The 22,719-nt window shown below is 37.2% G+C and carries 25 protein-coding genes and 1 other RNA gene; 19 read left to right on the top strand and 7 right to left on the bottom strand.

The features are described from left to right. Window positions 1–10 precede the first annotated feature (10 nt). Complete coding sequence (gene cbpB, locus ACFO3L_RS03800; protein WP_379963999.1) at window positions 11–496, top strand: cyclic-di-AMP-binding protein CbpB; 486 nt, start codon at window positions 11–13, stop codon at window positions 494–496. A gap of 38 nt (window positions 497–534) precedes the next feature. Here the strand turns inward: cbpB and ACFO3L_RS03795 are convergent, their stop codons facing one another. Next, window positions 535–1,437: a mechanosensitive ion channel family protein gene (locus ACFO3L_RS03795; RefSeq protein ID WP_379963997.1), complete on the bottom strand. Its 903-nt coding sequence runs from the start codon at window positions 1,435–1,437 to the stop codon at window positions 535–537. A gap of 120 nt (window positions 1,438–1,557) precedes the next feature. Further along, window positions 1,558–2,313: an enoyl-ACP reductase FabI gene (gene fabI, locus ACFO3L_RS03790; RefSeq protein ID WP_379963995.1), complete on the bottom strand. Its 756-nt coding sequence runs from the start codon at window positions 2,311–2,313 to the stop codon at window positions 1,558–1,560. 206 nt (window positions 2,314–2,519) lie between these two features. Between fabI and fabZ the strand changes: the two genes are divergently transcribed. Continuing rightward, the gene (fabZ, locus tag ACFO3L_RS03785) at window positions 2,520–2,969 is read left to right on the top strand and encodes a 3-hydroxyacyl-ACP dehydratase FabZ (protein WP_379963993.1); all 450 of its coding nucleotides are present in this window, start codon (window positions 2,520–2,522) and stop codon (window positions 2,967–2,969) included. A gap of 140 nt (window positions 2,970–3,109) precedes the next feature. On the opposite strand, the gene ACFO3L_RS03780 is transcribed toward fabZ, so the two are convergent. Continuing rightward, window positions 3,110–3,832 (bottom strand): peptidylprolyl isomerase, encoded by a 723-nt coding sequence (locus ACFO3L_RS03780; RefSeq protein WP_379963991.1) that lies wholly within the window; start codon window positions 3,830–3,832, stop codon window positions 3,110–3,112. Between the two features lie 168 nt (window positions 3,833–4,000). Between ACFO3L_RS03780 and ACFO3L_RS03775 the strand changes: the two genes are divergently transcribed. The 8 genes from ACFO3L_RS03775 (at window position 4,001) to ACFO3L_RS03740 (ending at window position 12,387) form a co-directional block, all read left to right on the top strand. Continuing rightward, window positions 4,001–5,092, top strand: coding sequence for a DUF871 domain-containing protein (locus ACFO3L_RS03775; protein ID WP_379963989.1), 1,092 nt, complete (start codon window positions 4,001–4,003; stop codon window positions 5,090–5,092). A 249-nt stretch (window positions 5,093–5,341) separates the two neighbouring features. Continuing rightward, window positions 5,342–6,655: a GTPase ObgE gene (obgE, locus tag ACFO3L_RS03770; RefSeq protein ID WP_379963987.1), complete on the top strand. Its 1,314-nt coding sequence runs from the start codon at window positions 5,342–5,344 to the stop codon at window positions 6,653–6,655. A gap of 103 nt (window positions 6,656–6,758) precedes the next feature. Continuing rightward, window positions 6,759–7,331, top strand: a complete 573-nt coding sequence (locus ACFO3L_RS03765; RefSeq protein WP_379963985.1) for a DUF1269 domain-containing protein — start codon at window positions 6,759–6,761, stop codon at window positions 7,329–7,331. A 15-nt stretch (window positions 7,332–7,346) separates the two neighbouring features. After that, window positions 7,347–8,303, top strand: coding sequence for a ribonuclease Z (gene rnz / locus ACFO3L_RS03760; protein ID WP_379963983.1), 957 nt, complete (start codon window positions 7,347–7,349; stop codon window positions 8,301–8,303). After that, window positions 8,287–9,075 carry an SDR family NAD(P)-dependent oxidoreductase gene (locus tag ACFO3L_RS03755; protein WP_379963981.1) on the top strand — a complete coding sequence of 263 codons (789 nt, stop codon included), beginning with the start codon at window positions 8,287–8,289 and terminating at the stop codon, window positions 9,073–9,075. Before rnz ends, ACFO3L_RS03755 begins: the two co-directional genes overlap by 17 nt. Before the next feature lie 13 nt (window positions 9,076–9,088). Beyond that, window positions 9,089–9,460, top strand: a complete 372-nt coding sequence (locus ACFO3L_RS03750; RefSeq protein ID WP_379963979.1) for a LapA family protein — start codon at window positions 9,089–9,091, stop codon at window positions 9,458–9,460. 94 nt (window positions 9,461–9,554) lie between these two features. Next, window positions 9,555–11,864 carry a single-stranded-DNA-specific exonuclease RecJ gene (recJ, locus tag ACFO3L_RS03745; protein ID WP_379963977.1) on the top strand — a complete coding sequence of 770 codons (2,310 nt, stop codon included), beginning with the start codon at window positions 9,555–9,557 and terminating at the stop codon, window positions 11,862–11,864. A 10-nt stretch (window positions 11,865–11,874) separates the two neighbouring features. After that, window positions 11,875–12,387, top strand: coding sequence for an adenine phosphoribosyltransferase (locus ACFO3L_RS03740; RefSeq protein ID WP_379963975.1), 513 nt, complete (start codon window positions 11,875–11,877; stop codon window positions 12,385–12,387). A 46-nt stretch (window positions 12,388–12,433) separates the two neighbouring features. On the opposite strand, the gene ACFO3L_RS03735 is transcribed toward ACFO3L_RS03740, so the two are convergent. Next, complete coding sequence (locus tag ACFO3L_RS03735) at window positions 12,434–12,655, bottom strand: hypothetical protein (RefSeq protein WP_379963973.1); 222 nt, start codon at window positions 12,653–12,655, stop codon at window positions 12,434–12,436. Window positions 12,656–12,783: 128 nt separating this feature from the next. Further along, the gene (gene lexA / locus ACFO3L_RS03730; RefSeq protein WP_379963971.1) at window positions 12,784–13,404 is read right to left on the bottom strand and encodes a transcriptional repressor LexA; all 621 of its coding nucleotides are present in this window, start codon (window positions 13,402–13,404) and stop codon (window positions 12,784–12,786) included. Between the two features lie 140 nt (window positions 13,405–13,544). Between lexA and ACFO3L_RS03725 the strand changes: the two genes are divergently transcribed. The 6 genes from ACFO3L_RS03725 (at window position 13,545) to nth (ending at window position 18,286) form a co-directional block, all read left to right on the top strand. Next, the gene (locus ACFO3L_RS03725; protein ID WP_379963969.1) at window positions 13,545–13,793 is read left to right on the top strand and encodes a DUF896 family protein; all 249 of its coding nucleotides are present in this window, start codon (window positions 13,545–13,547) and stop codon (window positions 13,791–13,793) included. A gap of 100 nt (window positions 13,794–13,893) precedes the next feature. After that, a complete protein-coding gene (gene tkt, locus ACFO3L_RS03720) occupies window positions 13,894–15,888 on the top strand; it encodes a transketolase (RefSeq protein WP_379963967.1) in 1,995 nt (664 codons plus the stop codon). 121 nt (window positions 15,889–16,009) lie between these two features. Next, a complete protein-coding gene (locus ACFO3L_RS03715; RefSeq protein ID WP_379963965.1) occupies window positions 16,010–16,438 on the top strand; it encodes a Fur family transcriptional regulator in 429 nt (142 codons plus the stop codon). A gap of 17 nt (window positions 16,439–16,455) precedes the next feature. Continuing rightward, complete coding sequence (locus ACFO3L_RS03710) at window positions 16,456–16,839, top strand: RidA family protein (RefSeq protein WP_379963963.1); 384 nt, start codon at window positions 16,456–16,458, stop codon at window positions 16,837–16,839. 81 nt (window positions 16,840–16,920) lie between these two features. After that, window positions 16,921–17,616, top strand: a complete 696-nt coding sequence (locus ACFO3L_RS03705) for a DnaD domain protein (protein ID WP_379963961.1) — start codon at window positions 16,921–16,923, stop codon at window positions 17,614–17,616. A 7-nt stretch (window positions 17,617–17,623) separates the two neighbouring features. After that, a complete protein-coding gene (nth, locus tag ACFO3L_RS03700) occupies window positions 17,624–18,286 on the top strand; it encodes an endonuclease III (protein WP_379963959.1) in 663 nt (220 codons plus the stop codon). A gap of 26 nt (window positions 18,287–18,312) precedes the next feature. On the opposite strand, the gene ACFO3L_RS03695 is transcribed toward nth, so the two are convergent. Both ACFO3L_RS03695 and recU read right to left on the bottom strand, forming a co-directional pair. After that, complete coding sequence (locus tag ACFO3L_RS03695) at window positions 18,313–20,607, bottom strand: PBP1A family penicillin-binding protein (RefSeq protein WP_379963957.1); 2,295 nt, start codon at window positions 20,605–20,607, stop codon at window positions 18,313–18,315. 4 nt (window positions 20,608–20,611) lie between these two features. Beyond that, window positions 20,612–21,229: a Holliday junction resolvase RecU gene (recU, locus tag ACFO3L_RS03690; protein WP_379963955.1), complete on the bottom strand. Its 618-nt coding sequence runs from the start codon at window positions 21,227–21,229 to the stop codon at window positions 20,612–20,614. 60 nt (window positions 21,230–21,289) lie between these two features. On the opposite strand from recU, the gene ACFO3L_RS03685 reads away from it, so the two are divergent. The 3 genes from ACFO3L_RS03685 (at window position 21,290) to rnpB (ending at window position 22,709) form a co-directional block, all read left to right on the top strand. Next, window positions 21,290–21,844, top strand: coding sequence for an SLOG family protein (locus tag ACFO3L_RS03685; protein WP_379963953.1), 555 nt, complete (start codon window positions 21,290–21,292; stop codon window positions 21,842–21,844). 72 nt (window positions 21,845–21,916) lie between these two features. Continuing rightward, entirely contained in the window at window positions 21,917–22,309 is a 393-nt protein-coding gene (gene gpsB / locus ACFO3L_RS03680; RefSeq protein ID WP_379963951.1) for a cell division regulator GpsB, read from the top strand. Window positions 22,310–22,334: 25 nt separating this feature from the next. Further along, window positions 22,335–22,709: RNase P RNA component class B (gene rnpB / locus ACFO3L_RS03675), an RNA gene on the top strand. Window positions 22,710–22,719 lie beyond the last annotated feature (10 nt).

Raw genomic sequence — 22,719 nt, 5'->3', positions numbered from 1 at the left:
GTGAACAATCGTGATTGGGAAATATACGGAAGAATTACTAAAAGAAACTCAGGAAAATTTTATTGTGCCGGCAGAAAACGTTGCAACCTTACTATATAGTCATCCTTTAGAACATGCTTTATTAATCTTATCTAAGGTCGGCTATGCGAAAATTCCTGTTTTAGATACCGAAGACCATTTAGTTGGTTTAATTGGCTTATCTGACATTGTCAATAAGATGATGGGGCTAACAGGATTTGAATATCGTTTATTAGAAGGTTTAACCGTAGCTGACGTGATGGAGGTCAATGTACCTACGATTCAACATGAAGAAGATCTTGAAGATATTTTACATTTATTAGTCAATGGTTCGTTTTTACCTGTAGTAAATGAGGAAAATGTTTTTCGCGGAATCATTACTCGAAAAGAAGTATTGAAGTCAGTGAATCATTTAGTTCATGAATTAGAGCGACGCTACACATTAGAACCGAAAAAAGTAGAACAAGTAAAAAAATAAGACAAAAACAGCGGAGCACATGCTTCGCTGTTTTTGTCTTATTTGATAACAATAGGTGTGTTGGGTATTGTATAGCCTGCTGCTGTTAATTCAAAAATAGATAAGGTTAGTAATTCTTGTTGAACGCTGGCTTGTTTACCATTTTCCACATACATTGTCGTACGGATTGCATAGTTGCTATTACCTAAATCGACCACTCCAAAAATAATTGGTTGTGTCTGTAAATCTTCTGCGTAAGTCTCTGCAATCTTTTTATTAGCCCGCGTAATCGCTTCTCGAATCCCCTCGATTCCCTCAGAGGGAATGATTCGGACATCAACAATTACACGCATGGCTTCTCTGGAGTGGTTGCTAACTGTTGTAATATTCCGATTCGGGATGAAATGAACGGTTCCGTCGATTGATCGAATTTGCAACAAGCGTAGGCCAACTTGAGTAACGGTTCCTTCAATATTTAAGTTGGCTAATGTTATGTAGTCACCTACGTCAATTTGTTGCTCAAAAATAATGAAAAAACCGGTCAACAAGTCATTTGTAAAGCCTTGCGCACCCAAACCAATAGCTAAACCAGCAATTCCGGCTCCTGCTAGCAATGAGCCCACAGGAACACCCAGAATCGAAAGTAAGGCATAAATAAAGAAAAAGGCTAAGGTGTAGTACGTAACGTTTAAGACAAGTGTTTTTAAGGTCGTTAAACGGACTTCAGTAGTTTTAGTCCGTTGGTAATTTTTAAACATCTGTTTGATTGAGAAATTCGCAATTTTCGTCAAAACGATAAAAAGTAAAATAAGTAAAGCAATTGCAATCGCTTTTTGAATTATTAAGGCGATTAAGCCTTCCCAGTCGATATTACTCCACCAACGTTGAATCGCATTTAATTGTTGGACAGTCGGTTCGACAATTGGTAATTCCCCCGAATTTGTTGTTAATTGATTAATCATATTGTCCCTCCAAATCTTCTTATCTATTGTATCAAGGAAGGTAGGATAAGAGCAATTGATTTTAAGAAAAATGAATCATTTGGTATTTAGAAACTTATGAATCAGCTTCTTTAATTCTGATTAAGAAAGGTGAACGCCTTTATCAACAAAGATAACTTCCCCAATAATGCCACTAGAAAGCGGACTAATCAGAAACGCACAAGCGTTTCCTACTTCTTCAATGGTTACACCTATATGGTCGGGCGTACGATCTTCAGATAATTGAATTAATTTTTGATAATCTTTAACACCAGTAACGGCTAATGTTTTAATTGCACCAGCTGAGATACCATTAACGCGGATTTTTTTAGGTGATAGATCAGCAGCTAAATAACGGACAGCTGATTCTAAAGCGGCTTTAGCAATACCCATCATATTGTAGTTTGGTACAGCACGTTCTGCACCTAAATAAGTCAAAGTAACAATACCACTATTTTCAGCTAAAATTGGTTGAGCAAAACGAGTGACTGCTATCAGTGAGTAGGCACTAATATCTTGGGCCAGTGCATAGCCTTCACGTGAAATTTCAGTTACTTCACCTTGGAGATCTTCTTTATTTGCATAGGCAACTGCATGAACGACCCCATGAATTTCTCCAGCGTATTCTTTGATTTTTTCAAAAGCACGCTCAATACTGTCGTCACTTGCTACATCACATTCAACTAAAAACTCATTGCCATTCAATAATTTTTCCAAAGGTTTTTTCATTCGCTCACTTTGGTAAGTGTAAATAACTTCAGCACCTTGGTCACGCAAAGCTTGGGCACACCCCCATGCAATACTGCGTTTGTTGGCAACACCCATGACAACGATTTTTTTACCTGCTAGAAAACTCATAATTCCACTCCTTATAGTTACATCAATAATTTTTTTAATAAGTCATTCCGTGAATCACACTCATGATTTCTTATTATTGTCGATAATTGTTTGATTGTCAAACTAAATTTATTATTTTTTATCTGAAGTTGCTAATTTGACGAAAATATGATACTTTGATAATCAAAGTAATACAATCTTTTAAATTATCGAAAAGAGGGAACTTGATGAAAAAGTTTTTAACTGAAACGGAAGTCATGGACTTAATTCCTAACCGTTTTCCAATTATTTATATCGATTATGTAGATGAAATTGAACCAGGGAAAAAAATTATAGCAACAAAAAATGTCACAATTAACGAAGATTTCTTTCAAGGGCATTTCCCGGGAAATCCAGTGATGCCAGGAGCTTTAATTTTAGAAACGTTAGCGCAAGCGGGATCAATTTTAATTTTGAAATCAGAAGAATTCTTAGGACGCACGGCTTACATTGGTGCAATTAACCGAGCAAAATTCCGTCAAAAAGTGGTTCCAGGAGATACAATGAAACTGTCTTTTGAAATTATTAAAGTTAAAGGACCTGTTGGAACAGCGGATGCGATTGCAACTGTGGATGGTAAAGTTGTTGCCGAATGTGAGTTTACGTTCATAGTCGGAGAACAGAAACAAGCCAAATAAGAAGTTTATAAAATAAATAAGTCACAAACCCAGTGTTTTAAGGGTTTTTGGCTTATTGTAATTGTTTTAATGATTGTCATTTTCAATTGAGTCCAAAAAAGCACGTGCTCTCTATTATAAAGAGTGACACGTGCTTTTTATTATTTTGCTTCTTGCAAGACTTTCATGCTTTCGATTGTTACTTCTTCTTTAGGTAGATCGTTTGCATCCGTTTCGACTTTGGCAATGGCATCGACAACGTCCATGCCTTCAATGACTTGACCAAAGACAGTGTAGTTACCATCTAAACTAGGAGCACCACCATTTTTATAAGTTTCAATGATTCTTTCAGGTGTGAATTGAATCGCTAAGTCTTTTGTCATATCTTGAGTATTTTGAACAATAAAGAATTGGCTTCCTTGGCTATCAAGTGCTTGAGCGCGAGCCATCGAAAGGGCACCGCGAATATGATAAAGTTGTTTTGAGATTTCAACAGAAAAACCATCACCCCAAATACTTTCACCGCCACTACCATTACCTTTTGGATCGCCACCTTGGATCATGAATTCTTCAATCACACGGTGGAAAGAAGTCCCTTCATAGTAGCCATCTTTCGCATGGGTAATAAAGTTTTCAACTGCTTTTGGTGCGATTTCAGGGAATAATTTAACGGTGATGTTTCCCTTAGAAGTTGTTATTTCAACGACACTTTCATTTTCTTGAACTTCTGTCTCTAATTGCGGTAATTCAACTTGGCTTAGGTCGACAGATGAAGAAGCTGTTTCAGAACTTTCAACAGTCCCATTTGCGCTAGGAGAACAAGCTGCCAATGCAAAAGCTGTGATAATTGTTGTAGATAGAATTGCTAAATTTTTGATTTTCATTAAATTTGTAAGTCCTTTCTTTTTCAGATCTTCTTTATCATAACAAAAAAGCATAAAATTGAACAGGGAGTAAAAGTAAAAACGAGAAAAGATAGACCTTCGGGAAGCGCTTTGCTATAATTGCATTGTAACCAAAGATTATAATGAATGATAGGGGGCAGTTACACAATGGGAAAATTAGGAATTTCGATTTATCCAGAACGTTCAACTTTTGAAAAGGACAAAGCGTATTTAGATTTAGCACATAAATACGGATTTAAACGTGTATTTACTAGCTTGTTACAAATTACCGAAGACAAAGATAAAGTGCTTGCTGAATTTAAACAAGTAGTAGACTATGCAAATTCATTAGAAATGGAAGTTATGGTTGATATTAACCCGGACCTGTTTACACAATTAGGCATTTCATATGACGATTTATCTTTCTTTGATGAAATGGGAGCTTATGGTGTCCGTTTAGATTTAGGCTTTACTGGATCAGAGGAAGCCCGTATGACGCGTAACCCATACAATATCAAAATTGAAATTAATATGAGTCAAGGAACAAGTTATGTCGATAATATTATGACTTATTCACCAAACACGGCTAATTTACTAGGTTCACATAATTTTTATCCGCATCGTTATACAGGATTAGAGTACAATCACTTTGTTGCTTGTTCTGAAAAATTCCGTAAATACAATTTAAATACGATGGCATTTGTCAATTCGCATGCTGCAACATTTGGACCGTGGCCGACACAAGATGGTTTGTGTTCGTTAGAAGACCATCGTGAATTAGAAATTGGGACTCAAGTCAAACATTTGATGTTGACAGGTTTGATTGATGATATTTCAGTTGGTAACGCTTATGCTTCAGAAGAAGAACTAAAAGCGATGGCTGAAGCTTTCCAATCACCATATCCAATTATTAAAGTGGTTCCAGGGGAAGACATTACTGAAAATGAACGTGTTTGTTTGTTTGATAATATGCATAGTTACCGCGGGGACCGTTCCGCTTATATGTTGCGTTCAACAATGACGCGTGTATATTACAAAGATAGAGAATTCCCAGCGCATACAACAAGAGACATCGTTCGTGGCGATGTCTTGATTGATAATGTTGGTTATGGTCAATACAAAGGTGAAACACAAATTGCCTTAAAAGAGATGAAAAACGACGGACGTGTGAACGTGGTGGGTCGTATCTCGGAAGACGAGCTTTTCTTGTTAGAATTCTTAAAACCATGGTCAAGCTTTAAATTAATTGAAGTTAAATAGTAAAGGAGAAGCTGTGACAATCGTTGCAGTTCTTTTTTTGAATTTATGATTTACTAATTGCGTGTAATCAAATGCGAATTGCATTCATTGAAAAAGTTTACAAATTTAATATTATGTTAACTTATGAGAGTTTGATAAGGAAAAAAGCAATTATCATCACGAAATGATAGACAAATGAGACTTTGGTAGGTACAATAAATAAGACTTTTGTGCTGAATGTTAAGTAGTAGATAGATAGGAGGACAAAATATGTCCATGTTTTTAGATCAAGTAACGATTGAAGCCAAAGCCGGTAAAGGCGGAGATGGAATGGTTGCTTTTCGTAGAGAGAAATATGTTCCAGATGGTGGTCCAGCTGGTGGTGACGGAGGTAAAGGTGGTTCGATTATTTTCATCGTTGATGAGGGTTTACGTACATTGATGGATTTTCGTTTCAATCGCCAATTCCGTGCACAACCTGGTGAAAATGGTATGAGTAAAGGGATGCACGGCCGTGGTTCTGAGGATACTTATGTCAAAGTCCCACAAGGAACAACGGTAAGAGACGCTGATACAGGTGCATTACTAGGCGATTTAATTGAACACGGTGATACATTAGTTGTTGCCAAAGGCGGTCGTGGCGGTCGCGGAAATATTCGTTTTGCTTCACCAAAAAATCCAGCGCCAGAAATTGCTGAGATGGGTGAACCGGGGCAAGAACGTCGAATTGAATTAGAATTAAAGGTGTTAGCAGATGTGGGATTAGTTGGTTTCCCGTCAGTAGGTAAATCAACCTTACTTTCAGTTGTTTCTTCAGCACGCCCGAAAATCGGTGCTTATCATTTTACAACACTCGTACCAAACCTAGGAATGGTTCACATTCCAGATGGCCGTAGTTATGTTGTAGCTGACTTACCCGGATTAATTGAAGGGGCTTCACAAGGTGTTGGTTTAGGGACGCAATTCTTACGTCATATTGAACGAACACGCGTAATCCTGCATGTAATTGATATGAGTGGGATGGAAGGTCGCGACCCGTATGAAGATTATTTAACGATTAATAACGAGTTACAATCGCATAACTTACGCTTATTAGAACGCCCGCAAATTATTGTTGCCAATAAAATGGATATGCCTGATGCAGAGGAAAACTTAAAAATCTTTAAAGAAAAATTAGCAAAAGAGCAAGAAGATGAGTTTGCAGAGCCTATTCAAGTTTTTCCTATTTCTGGGGTAACTCGTAAAGGGATTGAAGCCTTGTTAAGCGCCACAGCTGATTTACTTGAAGTCACACCAGAGTTCTTGCTATATGATGAAGAGATTGAAGAAGATGTGGTTGAATACAACTTTGTGGAAGACGAACCAGAATTTGATATTCAACGTTTACCAGATACTTCATGGGTCTTAACAGGTGAGAAGTTAGAGAAATTGTTTGAAATGACGAACTTTGGTCATGATGAAACAATTATGCGCTTTGCTCGCCAATTAAGAGCAATGGGTGTCGATGAAGCATTACGTGCTCGTGGGGCCAAAGATGGCGATATCGTCCGAATTGGTGCATTTGAATTCGAGTTTATAGAATAAGCTTACGTAGTATCTGAATTTTTTGTCAGATACTACGTTTTTTTATGTCCTTTTACCTTGTTTATTGGTACTATTAGAGTAAAGGATGAAGAGAGGTAATCAAATGACTAAGCGAATTATTGTAGCAAATTTCGAATATAACTCACAAGCATACGAAGCATTTTCTAAAGTTAAAAAAGCTCATTTAGCAAAACAGATTAAAGGGGAACAAATGGCAGTAGTTACCCATTCTGAAGGTGGGGACCATCAGTTTTTAATTGAAGATTTTCTAGACTTTACTGGCGCGAATAAGACATCAAAAGCAGGAACAATTGGAATGCTAGTTGGCATACTTGCCGGTCCTATGGGAATTTTACTTGGATGGTTTGGCGGTAGCATGTTTGGAGCTTCCAAAGATGCACAAGAAGTCAAGAAAGCCAATACGATTTTTGAATTATTAGGTAAAGAAATTAGTGAAGGAAAAACAGGTTTAATTTTGATTGCGACAGAAGATGATAATCGTCCATTAAACCAATTAATTATGTATGATCTCGGTGGTAACTTGTATCGCTTCGATTATGAAGATGTTGAAGAAGAATTGGATAAGATGCAACAAGCACAAGAACTAGCAAGTGAAAAGGCATATGGAGATTTGGTCAATCACGAAGAAAAGCCAAATGAAGAAGAGAATAACTAAGAAGGATAGAGATATATGGAATTAGAATTTTTAGGTACCGGCGCGGGGGTTCCGGCAAAACACCGGAACGTAAGTAGTGTCGCTTTAAAATTATTAGATGAATGCAATGCTGTTTGGCTTTTTGATTGTGGGGAAGGTACACAACTTCAAATTTTAAAAACGAGCATTCGGCCACGTAAAATCGAAAAAATTTTTATTACTCATTTGCATGGCGATCATATTTTTGGGCTTCCAGGCTTAATCAGTAGTCGTTCTTTTCAAGAAGGGATTGAACCGTTAGAAATTTATGGTCCAAAAGGAGTTGAAGAATGGGTTCGAACGTCTTTACGTATTTCTAAGACTCATTTAAAATATCCTTTGAAATTTGTCGAAGTGAATGAAGATGGTTTGATTTTTAAAGATGCCAAATTTTCGGTTTTTTGTAAAAAATTAGATCATGGCGTGGATAGTTATGGCTATCGAGTGGTCGAAGCGGATCACATTGGAGAGTTACAAGTTGAAAAGTTAGCTGAACTTGGAATTAAACCAGGGCCCGTATATGGAAAAATTAAAAATGGGCAAACGGTAACATTGGAAGATGGTCGTGTGATTAACGGAAAAGATTTCATTGGGGAAACGGTTAAGGGACGAATTGTAACGATTTTGGGTGATACACGTAAAACAGTGCAATCAGTTGAGTTAGCGATGAATGCCGATGTTCTTGTTCATGAAAGTACCTTTAATAAAAATGAAGCAAAACTAGCGAGAGCCTACTTCCATTCAACTACCCATCAGGCGGCGGAAGTAGCAAAAGCTGCAAAAGCTAAACGTTTGTTATTAACGCATATTAGTGCCCGTTATTTAGGCAAAGATGTTGAAAATTTACGGAATGAAGCACGCGAAATTTTTGAAAATGTCCGTGTAGTCAAAGATTTTGATTGTTACGATATCCCGTTAAGAAAGAAGGAAACGTCAGTTGAAATTAAAGAATAAAGTAGTACTTGTGACAGGCGGTTCAACCGGCTTAGGTGAACAAATTTGTTATGAAGCGGCGAAGCAAGGGGCAGTTGTCATTGCAAGTGCTAGACGTATAGAATTACTTGAAGAAGTAAAGAAGAAATGTGAAATGTTAAGTCAAAATAAAGCCTATGCATTTCCTGTCGATATGACGAATCCAGACAGTATTCAAGCCCTTGTTCAAACCGTTAAGGAGACGGTCGGTTCAGTCGATATCTTAGTCAATAATGCAGGTTTTGGAACGTTTGAAGATTTTGTGTCGGTTGATTTTGAACAGGCACGCAAAATGTTTGAAGTGAACCTATTTGGAATGATGTATTTGACGCAAGCTTTAGTAATCGAGATGTTACCGAGAGAATCTGGTCATATTATTAACTTAGCTTCAATGGCCGGTAAAATGGCCACACCGAAATCAACAATCTATTCGGCAACAAAATTTGCGGTCATTGGTTTTTCGAATGCTTTACGCTTAGAATTAAAACCATTTAATATTCATGTGACAACTGTTAATCCGGGACCAATCGAAACAAACTTTTTTGATTTGGCGGATCCATCAGGCGATTATTTATCTAATGTTGATTTATTCATATTAGATGCTAGTAAGTTAGCAAAAGAGATTGTTCGCAATATGAGTTATCCAAAAAGAGAAATTAATCGTCCGAAAATTATGGCGATGGCGGCTCAGTTTTATACGCTCTTTCCAAGAATTGGTGATTATTTAGCCGGTGGTATTTTTAATAAAAAGTAAGGAGGAACTCGCGATGAAACAGCAATGGCAATTATTTGTTGGGTTGTTACTATCGTTAGTAATCATCGTTTTTGCAGCGATGAATACGGTAGTCGTACCTGTTCAGTTAGGCTTTGGAGAATTTTCAACACCTTTGATTATCATTATTTTTGGAGCTATTTTTATGGGCGCTGTACTGATTTCTTTATTAATGACAAGTATTTTGTGGAAACAAAAAAAGACAATTAAACAATTGAAGAAAGAAAAAGATGAATTAGAAGCAAAAATTGAAGATGAAGTTTCGATTCGCGTAGCAGCCTACCTCGCTTCTAGTGAAGTTGATCAAAAAGAACAACAAGCCTATGAAGAACAGCTTTTTGAAGAAGAACGCGATCAGATGTATTAATCAATTGATTTGACTACAAGAGCAAGTCGCAACAGTGACTGCTCTTCTTTTTTTATGTTTTTTTTGCTATAATTGGAAAGTTAGGAGTGATCAAGTGAAGTTATCAAAATTTGATTGGCAAATGCCAGCTACTGAGGAAATACCCGCTTCTTTTTTAGAGGAGCTTAAACAACTTAATTTATCGCCCGTACTTATTCGTTTGTTGTGGAATCGAAATTTACGAACACTAGATGCGATACAAGCTTTTATGAACCCTTCAGAATCACAATTACATGATCCTTTTTTATTACATGATATGGAAAAAGTCGTGGAACGTATTCATGAAGCGGTTGTTTCAGGTGAACGTATTTTAATCTATGGTGACTATGACGCCGATGGAATCACGAGCACAACGGTAATGAAAGAAACTTTTGAGCTACTTGGCGCACAAGTCGAAACTTACTTGCCTAATCGCTTTACGGATGGTTATGGTCCAAATGTTGAAAGATATAAAGAGTGGATTGATTCAGGCATTCAGTTGATTGTCACCGTTGACAACGGTGTTTCTGGCCATGAAGCGATTGCCTATGCAAATAGTCAAGGTGTTGATGTTATTGTGACTGATCATCACGAGTTACCAAATATCTTACCAGATGCCTATGGAATTATTCATCCGCGACACCCTGAAGGCACGTATCCTTTTGGTGAACTAGCCGGTGTCGGTGTAGCATTTAAACTGGCTTGGGCACTTTTAGAAGATATCCCAATGGAATTACTCGATCTTGTTGCAATTGGAACAATTGCTGATATGGTTTCTTTAACCGATGAGAATCGTGCGATGGTCATTTGGGGATTAGAACAGATGAAACAAGGTGAACGTTTAGGAATTAGTCAACTGCTAGCAGTTAGTGGAAGCAAGATGAGAGATTTAGATGAAACGACAATCGGCTTTTCGATTGCACCACGTTTGAATGCCATTGGTAGACTTGGCGATCCAAATCCAGCAATAGAGCTGTTAACAACGTTTGATGAAGAAGAGGCAAAGTCGCTTGCGCAATCTTTTGATGAAATTAATCAAGAGAGAAAAGATTTCGTTGAACGGGCAACAAAAGAAGCCTTAGAGCAAGTAGATAACAGTCACCATGTTCATTTACTTGTAGGAGAAGATTGGCATGAAGGGATCTTAGGAATCGTGGCCGGTCGAGTGTTACAAGTTACTGGTAAACCAACAATCGCTTTGACGACTAAGAATGGTAGTCTTTTAAAAGGTTCTGGACGTAGTACGGAAAGTTTAAATATGTTCCAAATGTTGTCACATAATCAAGAGCTACTGACCACTTTTGGTGGACATCACGCAGCGGTAGGTTTAAGTTTCTCAATCGATCAATTAGAAACTTTAAGACAGGCTTGTGACCAATACATTATTGATGAACAAATTGATTTAAGCAAAGGAATTCCTTTGATGATTGACGGCAGTCTTGATGTGGGTGAAGTGGATTTAGCTTTAATTAAATCATTAAAAGTCTTAGCGCCTTTTGGGATGCATAATCCTGTTCCACGATTTTTATTTGAACATGTAAAAATTCCAGATAGCCGGAGCATCGGGGCTGAGCAAAAGCATTTGAAATTCACGATGACAAATCAAACCGGTCAACAATTAGAAGGTATCGGCTTTAATTTCGGGCCAGAACAACAAGAGATTACGACCGATGATGTTAGTTTAGTCGGCGAATTGACAATTAATGAGTGGAATGGAAAATCTGTTCCGCAGATTCAATTGCAAGATTATCAAATTACTTCTTTTCAGTTGTTTGATTTTCGCGGGAAAAAGCATCATCAACAACTAAATTTTACTGAACCAACTATTTATATTACATTCAGTAAAAAACTTTACAAAGTCTTTTCGCAACAGACGAATCAACCCGTGATTTATGTAGAACAATTCCAAGATTTTGAAAAGACTTTTGATGAATCGTTCAAAACGATGCAACTTGTTTTTGTCGATGTCCCACATGAGCTTGATTGGATGAAGCAAATTTTAAAAATGAGCCGAGTTTCGAGGATTTATCTCATGGCGCAAACGCCAGAGGAGGCCTACCTGAATGGAATCGGTTCAAGAGAGCAATACGGAAAGCTTTTTAAACTAATCAAGACACAAAAAACGTTGGATGTCCGTTACAAATTAGATGCAGTTGCTCAATATACTAAAATTCCTAAAAGTTTATTGATTTTCATGGTTCAGGTGTTTTTAGAGTTAAAATTTGTTACAATAGACAATGGTATTTTAAATAGTTTGGAAAATCCAATGAATCGATCTTTAAGTGAGAGTCTCTTATATCAAAAGAGACAACAATTAATTAAGAATGAAGAATTTTTAGTGATGAGTGATTTAGAGACAATTAAGAAATGGATTTCTAGTCAGTAGGAGGACAATAATGAATTTAAAAGATTATATTGCAAGTATCCCAAATTATCCGAAAGAAGGCGTAACATTTCGTGATATTTCACCATTGATGGCTGATGGTGAAGCTTATCGCTATGCGACTCAACAAATTGTTGATTACGCGAAAGAAAAAGAAATTGATATGGTAGTCGGACCAGAAGCGCGTGGCTTTATCGTAGGCTGTCCGGTCGCATATGAGTCAGGCGTTGGATTTGCCCCTGTTCGTAAACCTGGTAAATTACCTCGTGAAACAATTGAAGTTTCATATGATTTAGAATACGGTTCAGATACGCTAACGATTCATGCAGATGCGATTAAACCTGGACAACGTGTTTTATTATGTGATGACTTATTAGCAACTGGTGGTACAGTGAAAGCTAGTATCGAACTAATTGAAAAATTAGGCGGTATCGTAGTCGGTTGTGCCTTTTTGATTGAATTAAAAGATTTAAATGGTCGTGACAAAATTAAAGGTTACGATATCTTCACTTTAATGGAATATTAAAAAAACGAGAAATGCTGAATGGACTTCGGCATTTCTCGTTTTTAATTTATTCATAGTAATAGTCATCTGCATAGTAATAATCGACTTCAGATGAATAATATTGTTGTTTGTTTTTTGCTTGTTTTGAATTTTTGTCATCCCATAGAATTAACCATAAAGCGAGTAACGGACCTAGTACCAGGCAAGCGATCAGCGTTCCAAAATTACCAATTATTATTCCTGTTAATAAAACCCCAATTAATAAACCAAAACGACGTACTGCTTTCATACTGATCCACTCCTTATTTAAATAGAACGTTTGTTCGTGTCTCTATTATACGAATGTTTGTTCGCTTTGTAAAGAGTAAAATAAAAAAACTTTGGAATCTTTAAAAGTAAAAGATTCCAAAGTATAAATTAGTATAAATTGCGATAGAGACCAACAACTAGACCAAGGATTTGAACGTTGGGTAAAATAATAGGTTCCATATAGTCGTTTTCAGGTTGTAGTCGGATATAATTTTGTTCTTTATAAAATCTCTTACAAGTGGCTTCATTTTCATCAGTCATTGCAATGACAATGTCGCCATTTGAAGCATAATCTTGTTTACGAATAATAACTTGATCGCCATCAAGTATGCCAGCGTTAATCATACTTTCGCCAGAAATCGTCAACATGAAATGTTGGCTTTCACTATTTTCTAAATGCGGTGGAATAGGAAAGAAGTCTGAAGCTTCTTCAACTGCTAGAATCGGTTCACCCGCGGTAACAACCCCGAGCAAAGGAATATTTTTTTGTTCCGCACCAACTGTTTCAAGTCCTAACGCCGTTAATTCAATTGCACGTGGTTTTGTAGGGTCTCTTTGAATGAATCCCTTTTTTTCTAAACGAGACAAATGTCCATGAACGGTCGAAGTAGAAGAGAGTTGCACCGCTTCGCCAATTTCACGTACAGTTGGAGGATATCCTTTAGCTAACACGCGTTGATGAATAAAGCGCAAGACTTCAAGTTGTCTGCTTTCGGTTTTTTTTGTCAAGGTTCGCACCTTCTTTCATCTAATTATCCCTATTTTAACATAAAGAGACAGCGGAATCAAACAGATGTTCGCTTACGTGTGTTCTTATTGTTTTTTTTGATAATTTTGTATAAGATAAAGCAGATGAGAGGAGTGGAAGTATGTTATCAAAAGAAAAATTAAATCGCATCAATGAATTAGCCCGCAAGAAAAAAAGTGAAGGGCTAACGCCGTTTGAGACAAAAGAACAACATTTATTACGTCAAGAGTATTTAAGTGCTTTTCGCGGAGGAATGAAACACCATATTGAAGGCATGAAAGTTGTTGATCCTTTAGGCAATGATGTAACACCAGATAAGCTAAAAGAAATCCAAAGAGAAAAAGGACTTCATAACCGCGATAAAGAGTAATTGAGAGCAAGAAGTTGAAAAAAGGTTGATAATTGTCCTTAAGTATTTTATAATGATAAAAGAATAAAGGTAAAAAAAACCTAAATAGGAGGGCTTCACTTTGTTTGATAAAATCGATGAGTTAGGTGTTAATACATTACGTACATTAAGTATTGATATGGTACAAAAAGCCAATTCAGGTCACCCGGGATTGCCAATGGGAGCAGCACCAATGGCTTATGCATTATGGACAAAACATTTAAAAGTAAATCCAAAAACTTCAAGAAATTGGGTAGATCGTGATCGTTTTGTTTTATCAGCAGGCCATGGTTCTGCATTATTATATAGTTTACTACATACTTCAGGTTATGATGTAACGATTGAAGACTTGAAAAACTTCCGTCAATGGGATAGCCGTACACCGGGACATCCAGAAGTACACCATACAGATGGTGTTGAAGCAACGACAGGACCTTTAGGACAAGGAATTGCGATGGCTGTTGGGATGGCTATGTCAGAAGCTCATTTAAGTGCGACTTATAATCAAGAAGGTTTCCCAATTGTTGATCACTATACGTACGCACTTTGTGGTGATGGTGACTTAATGGAAGGTGTTTCACAAGAAGCTTCTTCAATGGCAGGGCATTTAAAATTAGATAAGTTAATCGTTTTATATGATTCAAATGACATCTCTTTAGATGGACCAACATCAAAAGCCTTTACAGAAAATGTCGGTGCGCGTTATGAAGCCTACGGTTGGCAACATATTTTAGTTAAAGATGGAACAGATCTAGCGGCGATTTCAAAAGCAATTGATGAAGCGAAAGCAGAAAAAAATAAACCAACTTTAATTGAAATTAAAACGGTAATTGGTTTTGGAGCGCCAAATGAAGGCACATCTTCTGTTCATGGAGCACCATTAGGCGTTGCAGGTAGTGATGTCGCTAAAGGTGTTTATGGCTGGGAATATCCAGAATTTACAGTGCCTGAGGAAGTTCAAGCACGTTTCAAAGAAGCAATCAACGATCGTGGCGAAGCTGTTGAAGCAGAGTGGAACCAATTATTTGCGCAATATGAAGGGGCATACCCAGAATTAGCTGCACAATTTAGACAAGCGTTTGCAGATGAATTACCAAGTGAGTGGGCAGATAACTTACCAACTTATGAAGTGGGTACAAGTCAAGCGAGTCGTGTATCAAGTAAAGAGATGATCCAAGCATTATCAGCTGCAGTTCCTAGCCTATGGGGAGGTTCAGCCGATTTATCAGGTTCAAACAACACAATGGTAGCAGCAGAAAAAGATTTTGAGCCAGGACAATATGAAGGCCGTAACATTTGGTTTGGTGTTCGTGAATTTGCAATGGCAGCAGCAATGAACGGGATTCAATTACATGGTGGTACTCGTGTTTATGGTGGAACGTTCTTCGTCTTTGTCGATTATTTAAGACCAGCTGTTCGTTTAGCGGCTATCCAAGGTACACCAGTGACATACGTGTTAACACATGACTCTGTTGCCGTTGGAGAAGATGGGCCAACACATGAACCAGTTGAACAATTATCAAGCTTACGTAGCATTCCAAATTTACAAGTCATTCGTCCAGCTGACGGGAACGAAACGCGTGCGGCTTGGAAATTAGCAATGACTTCAAAAACAAAACCAACTGTTTTAGTTTTAAGTCGTCAAAACTTACCTGTTATTGAAGGTACAAAAGAAATGGCGGATGATAACGTTGCAAAAGGTGCGTATGTTGTTTCAGCTCAAAAAGGTGAAACGCCAGCAGGTATCTTAATTGCAACAGGTTCAGAAGTTTATCTAGCAACAGAAGCTCAAAAAGCATTATCAGCTGAAGGTATCGATGTATCGGTTGTTTCAATGCCAAGCATGGAGTTATTTGAAGCGCAAACAGCGGAATACAAAGAATCTGTTTTACCAAAAGCAGTTAAAAAACGTGTGGCAATTGAAGCGGGATCACCATTTGGTTGGGATCGTTATACAAAATGTCATGGGAAAGTCATTGCAATTGATCATTTTGGTGCTTCAGCTCCTGGTGATAAAGTGCTAGCTGAATTTGGCTTTACAACGGAAAATGTTGTTGAAACATTTAAATCACTTTAAACATTTTTAAAAGCTCTGATGTTTCCTTGTTGTAAGGAAATATTAGAGTTTTTTTGCTAGATAAATCATCGAACTCATAGTATGATTGAAACAGAGGATTCAGTGAAAAAGGAGGGAAGCTATGGCGACCTTTGATGATGCATTAACCTATTTAAAAAAAGAGAATGTTCGAATTACACCACAGAGAATTGCGATTTTAGAATTTTTAACAGAAGTTCAAAATCACCCGACAGCAGAGGATGTTTATCGGGCAATCGAAGAAAAATTTCCTGGGATTAGTGTGGCGACGGTTTATAATAATTTAAAATTATTTACAGAAATCGGTTTTCTAAGAGAAATGAATTACGGCAGTTCGTCGAGCCGCTATGATTTTTCGGTGGATCCCCATTACCATGTGATTTGTCAAAACTGTGGGAAAGTATCTGATTTCTTCTATCCCAAATTAGACGACGTCGAGATGGCTGCGGCACAGTTAACGAATTATCAGGTACATAGTCATCGTTTAGAGATTTATGGGCTCTGCCCCGCATGTCAACAAATAGAATCATAAATTAAAGGAGCGATACAATGAAAACTATTCAAACAGATCAAGCACCAAAAGCAATTGGGCCTTATGTTCAAGGACGTATAGCAAACGGTTTTTTATTTGCCTCTGGTCAAATACCTTTGCACCCTGAAACAGGTGAAATTGTTGGAGATACAATTGAAGAACAAACAAAACAAGTTGTGAAGAACATTTCTGCCATTTTAGCGGAAGTAGGAATTACTGCGGATGCCATCGTAAAAACAACTTGCTTCTTAAAAAACATGGATGACTTTGTAGCGTTTAACGGCGTTTACGGAACATTGTTTGGTGAAATGTTACCTGCAAGATCAGCTGTTGAAGTCGCTCGTTTACCAAAAGACGTATTAGTTGAGATTGAAATAATCGCAGATGTTTCGAATAAATAATCACAACTTGGGAACTTTTGATAAGTTCCCTTTTTTAATGAAATTCGTGGAAACTGTGATTAAAGAAAAGAGGAATAAAGGTTGATTGGATTAGAAGAATTTTTAAAAAAAGGGCAGACAACGATTTCTAATTTAATTTTAGAACATTACCGTCAAATCGGCTTGTCGAATGAAGAGTTTTTGCTCTGGTTACAATTACATCGATATTATGAATCAGGTAATCATTTCCCGGATTTAAGTCAAATTGCTCAACAAATGAATTTCTCGCAAAAAGAAATTTATTATTTATTAAATCAATTAGTTGAAAAACAGTGCGTACAAATTGTTTCTTTGAAAGATCAGCATGGAATGATGGATGACTCTTATGATTTAACACCTATTTATCAACGATTATCTCAATATTTGAATCAACAAAAAAAATCAGTTGAAATGAAGAATGAACAAGATAAAATTGGACAGCTCTATCAAAGTTTTGAAGCGGAATTTGCAAGACCATTGTCTCCAATGGAATATCAGCGGATTGGGCAATGGCTTGAAGAAGACCAGTATCAAGTAGAGTTAATCCAATTAGCTTTACGTGAAGCTGTGTTGAATCAAGTCTATAGTTTGAATTACGTTGATCGAATTTTGTTGTCATGGGAACGTAAAAATATCCGGACGAGCTCGCAAGTTAAGGAAGAACAGCAAAAACGTAAACGTCAGATGATGCAAAAGGAAGAAAAAACAACCAAAGCACTTCCAAAAGTTTCTTTACATAATTGGTTAGAAGAGGAATAGTACTTATATGATTAGTGTTGAAAAAACGCGTATAGCTCTAGAAGAGATGTATAAACTTTTTCCAAATGCTTACGGAGAACTTGATCACGAAACGCCTTTTCAATTATTGATTGCTGTGATTTTAAGTGCGCAAGCAACGGATGTTTCGGTTAATAAAGTGACACCGAGTTTATTTGCAGATTTTCCAACAGCTGAAAAGTTAGCAGAAGCACCCATTGAAATTATTATGGAGAAAATCAAAACGATTGGTTTGTATCGTAATAAAGCTAAAAACATTAAGCAATGTGCGCGACAAATCATTGATGATTTTGGAGGCGTGATTCCTCAAACGAGAGAAGGTTTAATGACTTTAGCAGGTGTTGGACGTAAAACTGCGAACGTCGTCTTAGGGGATGCGTTTGATATTCCGGCAATTGCTGTAGATACGCACGTAGAACGTGTTTCCAAACGTTTAAGAATTTGTCGTTTAAATGCTTCAGTGTTAGAGGTCGAAGAAACATTGATGCGTAAAGTACCAAAAGAAGACTGGGTAAAGATGCACCATACGATGATTTTCTTTGGACGTTATCATTGTACAGCACGAGCACCCAAATGCGCTGATTGTCCATTGTTATCGATGTGCCAAGATGGTAAAATCCGGATGCGTGAACTTGCATCAAAAAAACTCTGACTTTCGTCAGAGTTTTTTTGATTAAATTATGGTGTAGCTGGTGGTGTTTGCTCTATTGGAGGGACTACGGAACTACTAGCCGGCGGTGTAGTTGGTGGTACAATAGGTGCTTCGCTACTAGATTCCACTGGGGGAGGGGTCGGTTCAACAGGTTGGCTACTACTGCTTGTACTAGCAGGAACTTCACTAGTTTCTGTCGTCTCGGTACTCTCCGCTGTAGAGGACTCACTAGAACTACTGCTTGATTCTTTGGTTTTCGATGGTTTGACTGGTTCGACATATTGGCCTTCAAAATACAATTCATTACCAATGCGAGTTAAGCCTTTTGGCATTTCCCAGTCACTGTTCACAACAGAGGCAGAGACAAATTGCATTAATTCACGATAAACATCGCTAGCAATACGAGTATTGTCACCCACAATCGGTGTTTTTTGATTATTGTAGCCCGTCCAGACAGCCAGTGAATAAGTCTTTGTGTAACCCGCAAAAGTTGAATCTGGCGTTACTGAATAAGGAGAGTTGATTCGCTCGATATCCTCTTTTGAATAGTTGGATGTTCCGGTCTTACCTGCTTGGTAAAGTCCGTTAATCGCTGCATTCGTTCCGGTTCCAGAAGTGATGACACCTTTTAAAATATCAGTAACCATATAAGCGGTTGTTTCTTCCATCGCTTTTGTACCTCTGGTTTTAAAAGCCTCGACTTCTTCAGAACCATCTTCAAAAACAATTTTGTTAACATATTGAGGTTCGTGATACGTTCCGCCGTTGGCAAGAGCCGCATAAGCTGCTGCTAATTTTAAGCTAGAAATTCCATATTTAGTACCTTCTTGTGTGCTTGTATTACTTGAAATCGAATTGGCTTGTTCAATAGACTCATATTGAATATTTAAACGACTTAAAAATTCTGCAATATTGTCTGCGCCAACATCTTCAAAAAGTTTAGCGGCAGGGACATTACGCGATTCAACTAATGCACGGCGTAAAGACATGGTTCCCCAGTATTGATTATCCCAATTCATTACAGGAATGTTTGTCCCTTTATATTTATATGGTTCATCAACAATCGTTTTAGCTGTTGAATATTTATTGAACTCAAAAGCTGGGGCATAATCAGTAATCGGTTTAACCGTCGAACCTAAGTCACGTGCTGTGCTAACCGCTAAGTTGTTACCTAGCATTGTTCCTTCTTCAATATTGCGACCACCGATTTGGGCGGTGACTTTTCCGGTAGTTGCGTCAATTAAAGTCGCAGCTACTTGCATATCCGCATCGGGATATGCGACATATTGATCAGTGTTGACAATATCGTATAAACGTCGTTGCGCTTCTATATCGATATTCGTATGAATTTCAACACCGTCTTTATAGACGTCTACACCTGTTTTTTCTTCAACTTCATCGATGACTTCTTTGATGTAATTATCGTAATATTTCCAAGTGTTATTCCCGCCACTTAGTTTTTTCAGGCCAGCATCAATTGGCGTATCAATCGCTTCTTGATACTCTTTTTCAGTGATTTTCTCGTTTTCTTTCATTGTAAATAAGACAATATCACGACGATCTTTTGCATTTTCGGGATTGGCATAAGGATCAAAATAAGAAGGGGCGTTAGGTAGCCCGGCAATTAAAGCTGTCTCGGCTAAATTTAATTCATCCAGTGCCTTACCATAGAAAGCTTTTGAAGCAGTTTGCATGCCATAAAGACCATTTGACATATAAACTTTATTAATATAGTACGTTAATATTTCTTGTTTTGATTTTTCTTTTTCTAATTGAACGGCCATCCAAGCTTCTTGCGCTTTTCTTTCTAATGTTTGATCAGAGGCGGCTGTTGAAAAGAAAGATAGTTTAATTAATTGTTGCGTTAAAGTACTTCCACCTTGCATACCACCTGTTTTAACGTTTGAAAGGGCAGAGCCGACAATCCGGATTGGATCGACTCCGATATGTTTGTAAAAACGACGATCTTCAACAGAGATGATGGCGTCTTCAAGTAATTTAGGGATTTCAGTTGCAGTAATCGTTTCACGTTTTTCTGTTCCAAGTTCTTGGAAAACTTCATTATTCATAGCAATTAATTTTGAAGAATTTGGCGATTCTAAACGTTTTTCATCAAGTTCAGGTGCATTACTGGCATAGCTCCAAAAAAGGCCTACGCCTCCTAAAAAGAGTATACAGCCAATAAAAACGAGTCCTAATATCACTTTTAAAAAGATTGAGCCGAATGATTTTTTCTTTTTCTTATTGGGTAGCTTTTTTTGTTGATTTTTTTTCGGCTGTTGCTTGTGTCGGGTGGTTCTTGATGGTGTTTCATTTGGCATATTCTTATTTCTCCTTTGATTCAATCAATTGATCGACTGCTTTGATGAAGGGAATTCTTGGCGCAATTCCCACAGTGATTTCAATTCCGATTTTTTCTATTTGAGTCAGGGAAAGCGACTTTCTTTCGATTTCCTGCTTTTCCCAAGCTTCGACAATATATTGACTATCGATTAAAAAACAACGATTTAAGCTAGAAAACCAAAGTAAGATAAAACAAATTCCTTGATGCGTGAGACATTGACGCATATGATTAATTTGATGTTCATGCAAATTTTGTAAAGGAAAAGAGGTTTTGTTTTTTGTTTCTTTTGCTTCAAAATCAAGATAATGCCCTTGATAAACACCGTTATAATCAGTGGTCGAGGCGTCTTTAAAATAAGCTTCTTTAATGACCGCCGCACTCCGTTTTGGATAATCAACCTTTACAATTTGAACAGGAGTTGGTTTTTTGTGAATAACAGCAATGCCATGATTCAAGTAATAATCATTACTTTGGTTGATGGCTTCTTCAAATCGCATTCCACGATTTGAAAATGTTGTTTTTTGAGATGCTCTTTTTAGTTGTTTTTTTCGTACTTCATTATACAATGGTAGGTGACCATTGGGGTATTTAATTGCCATTTAATCACGCTCCTGTAGAACATTATAGCAAAAAGCTAAATAGAAAGAAAAGGTAAGTTCATGAAAACAAGAGAAGCACTCATTATTACCGGTTATCGAAATTACGAAATCGGCGTCTTTCAAGACAAAGATATGAAGATTAAAATCATTAAGAAAGTGATAAGAGAAGCCTTAATCACACTAATTGAAGACGGATTAAAGTGGGTTATCGTCTCGGGAAATTTAGGTGTCGAATTGTGGGCCGCAGAAGTTGTCATTGAATTAAAAAAAGTTTATCCAGAAATAAAACTTGCACTCATTTTCCCGTTCGAAGGTTGGGGTGGAAATTGGAATGAGAAAAATCAGCAACTCTTAAATACCGTCAAACTACAAGCAGACTATGTCAATTCAACGAGTCATCAACCATATCAAAACCCTTCTCAGTTGAAGAACCATACCCGATTTTTACTAGAGAAAACCAAAGGCTGTCTGCTTGTCTATGATGAAGATTATCCAGGGAAGACTAGCTACTTTTTAAAAGACGCCCGTCATTTTCAAGAGCAGCAAGCATATCTTATTCAACAAATAACGATGGATGATTTAGAAAATGCAATATATTTTGGCGATTCTATTTGATTTATCCGCCTTTTTTGGTAGAATAGGTTAAGTAGGCTGATTTTAGCAGAATTTAACTCATGAGGTGTTTATATGGCAAATTTAATTTATTCCGCAAAAGATATTTTACAACAAGAATTTAAAACAAAAATGCGTGGATACGACCCCGTTGAAGTAGATGAATTTTTAGATGGGATTATCAAAGATTATGAAGCGTACAATCGTGAAATTTTAACTTTACAAGAAGAAAATGATCGTTTAAACGCTAAAGTAGCCCAATTGACAAAGAGTCAATCAATTTCTTCACGTATTCAAACAGAAGCGCCTAAAAGCCAAGCAGTGACGAATTTTGATATTCTAAAACGTTTATCGAATTTAGAAAAAGAAGTGTTTGGTAAAAAATTAGAATCTGATAGTGCAAGCGTTGGCGCAATTACGCCAACTTTTTCAGATGACGAGGATTTAGGAAAAACGCGTCAATTTTAATTGCTAAAAAGTGAAACAATTTGTGATTTTCGGATAATCGCGGTTTGACTTGATCAAGCTGAGGAAAGTCCATGCTCACACAAACTGCGATGTTTGTAGTGTTCGTGCCTAGTGAAAAAATAAGCTAGGGTATCTTTTTTAAAGATAACGGCAGGAAAAAGAGCTAAGGTGTAAGCTATGCTTGAGTACCCTTGAAAGTGCCACAGTGACGAAGCGCTTAGAGAAATTTAAGCGGTGGAACGCGGTAAACCCCTCGAGTGAGCAACCCAAACATTATGGTAGGGGCGCTTTTTGTAACGGAAATGAACGGGACAAAAGGGCAATGAAAATTGCAGATAGATGATTATCCATATTCTTTTTTCCCTGTAAAAAAGAATTGGACAAAACATGGCTTATAGAAAATCACAATT

The sequence above is a fragment of the Enterococcus eurekensis genome, from assembly GCF_042654605.1.
GTDB classification, from domain to species: Bacteria; Bacillota; Bacilli; order Lactobacillales; family Enterococcaceae; genus Enterococcus_I; species Enterococcus_I eurekensis.
The sequence above is the reverse complement of the archived record's forward strand: the minus strand, read 5'-3'. Positions and strand labels throughout refer to the sequence as shown.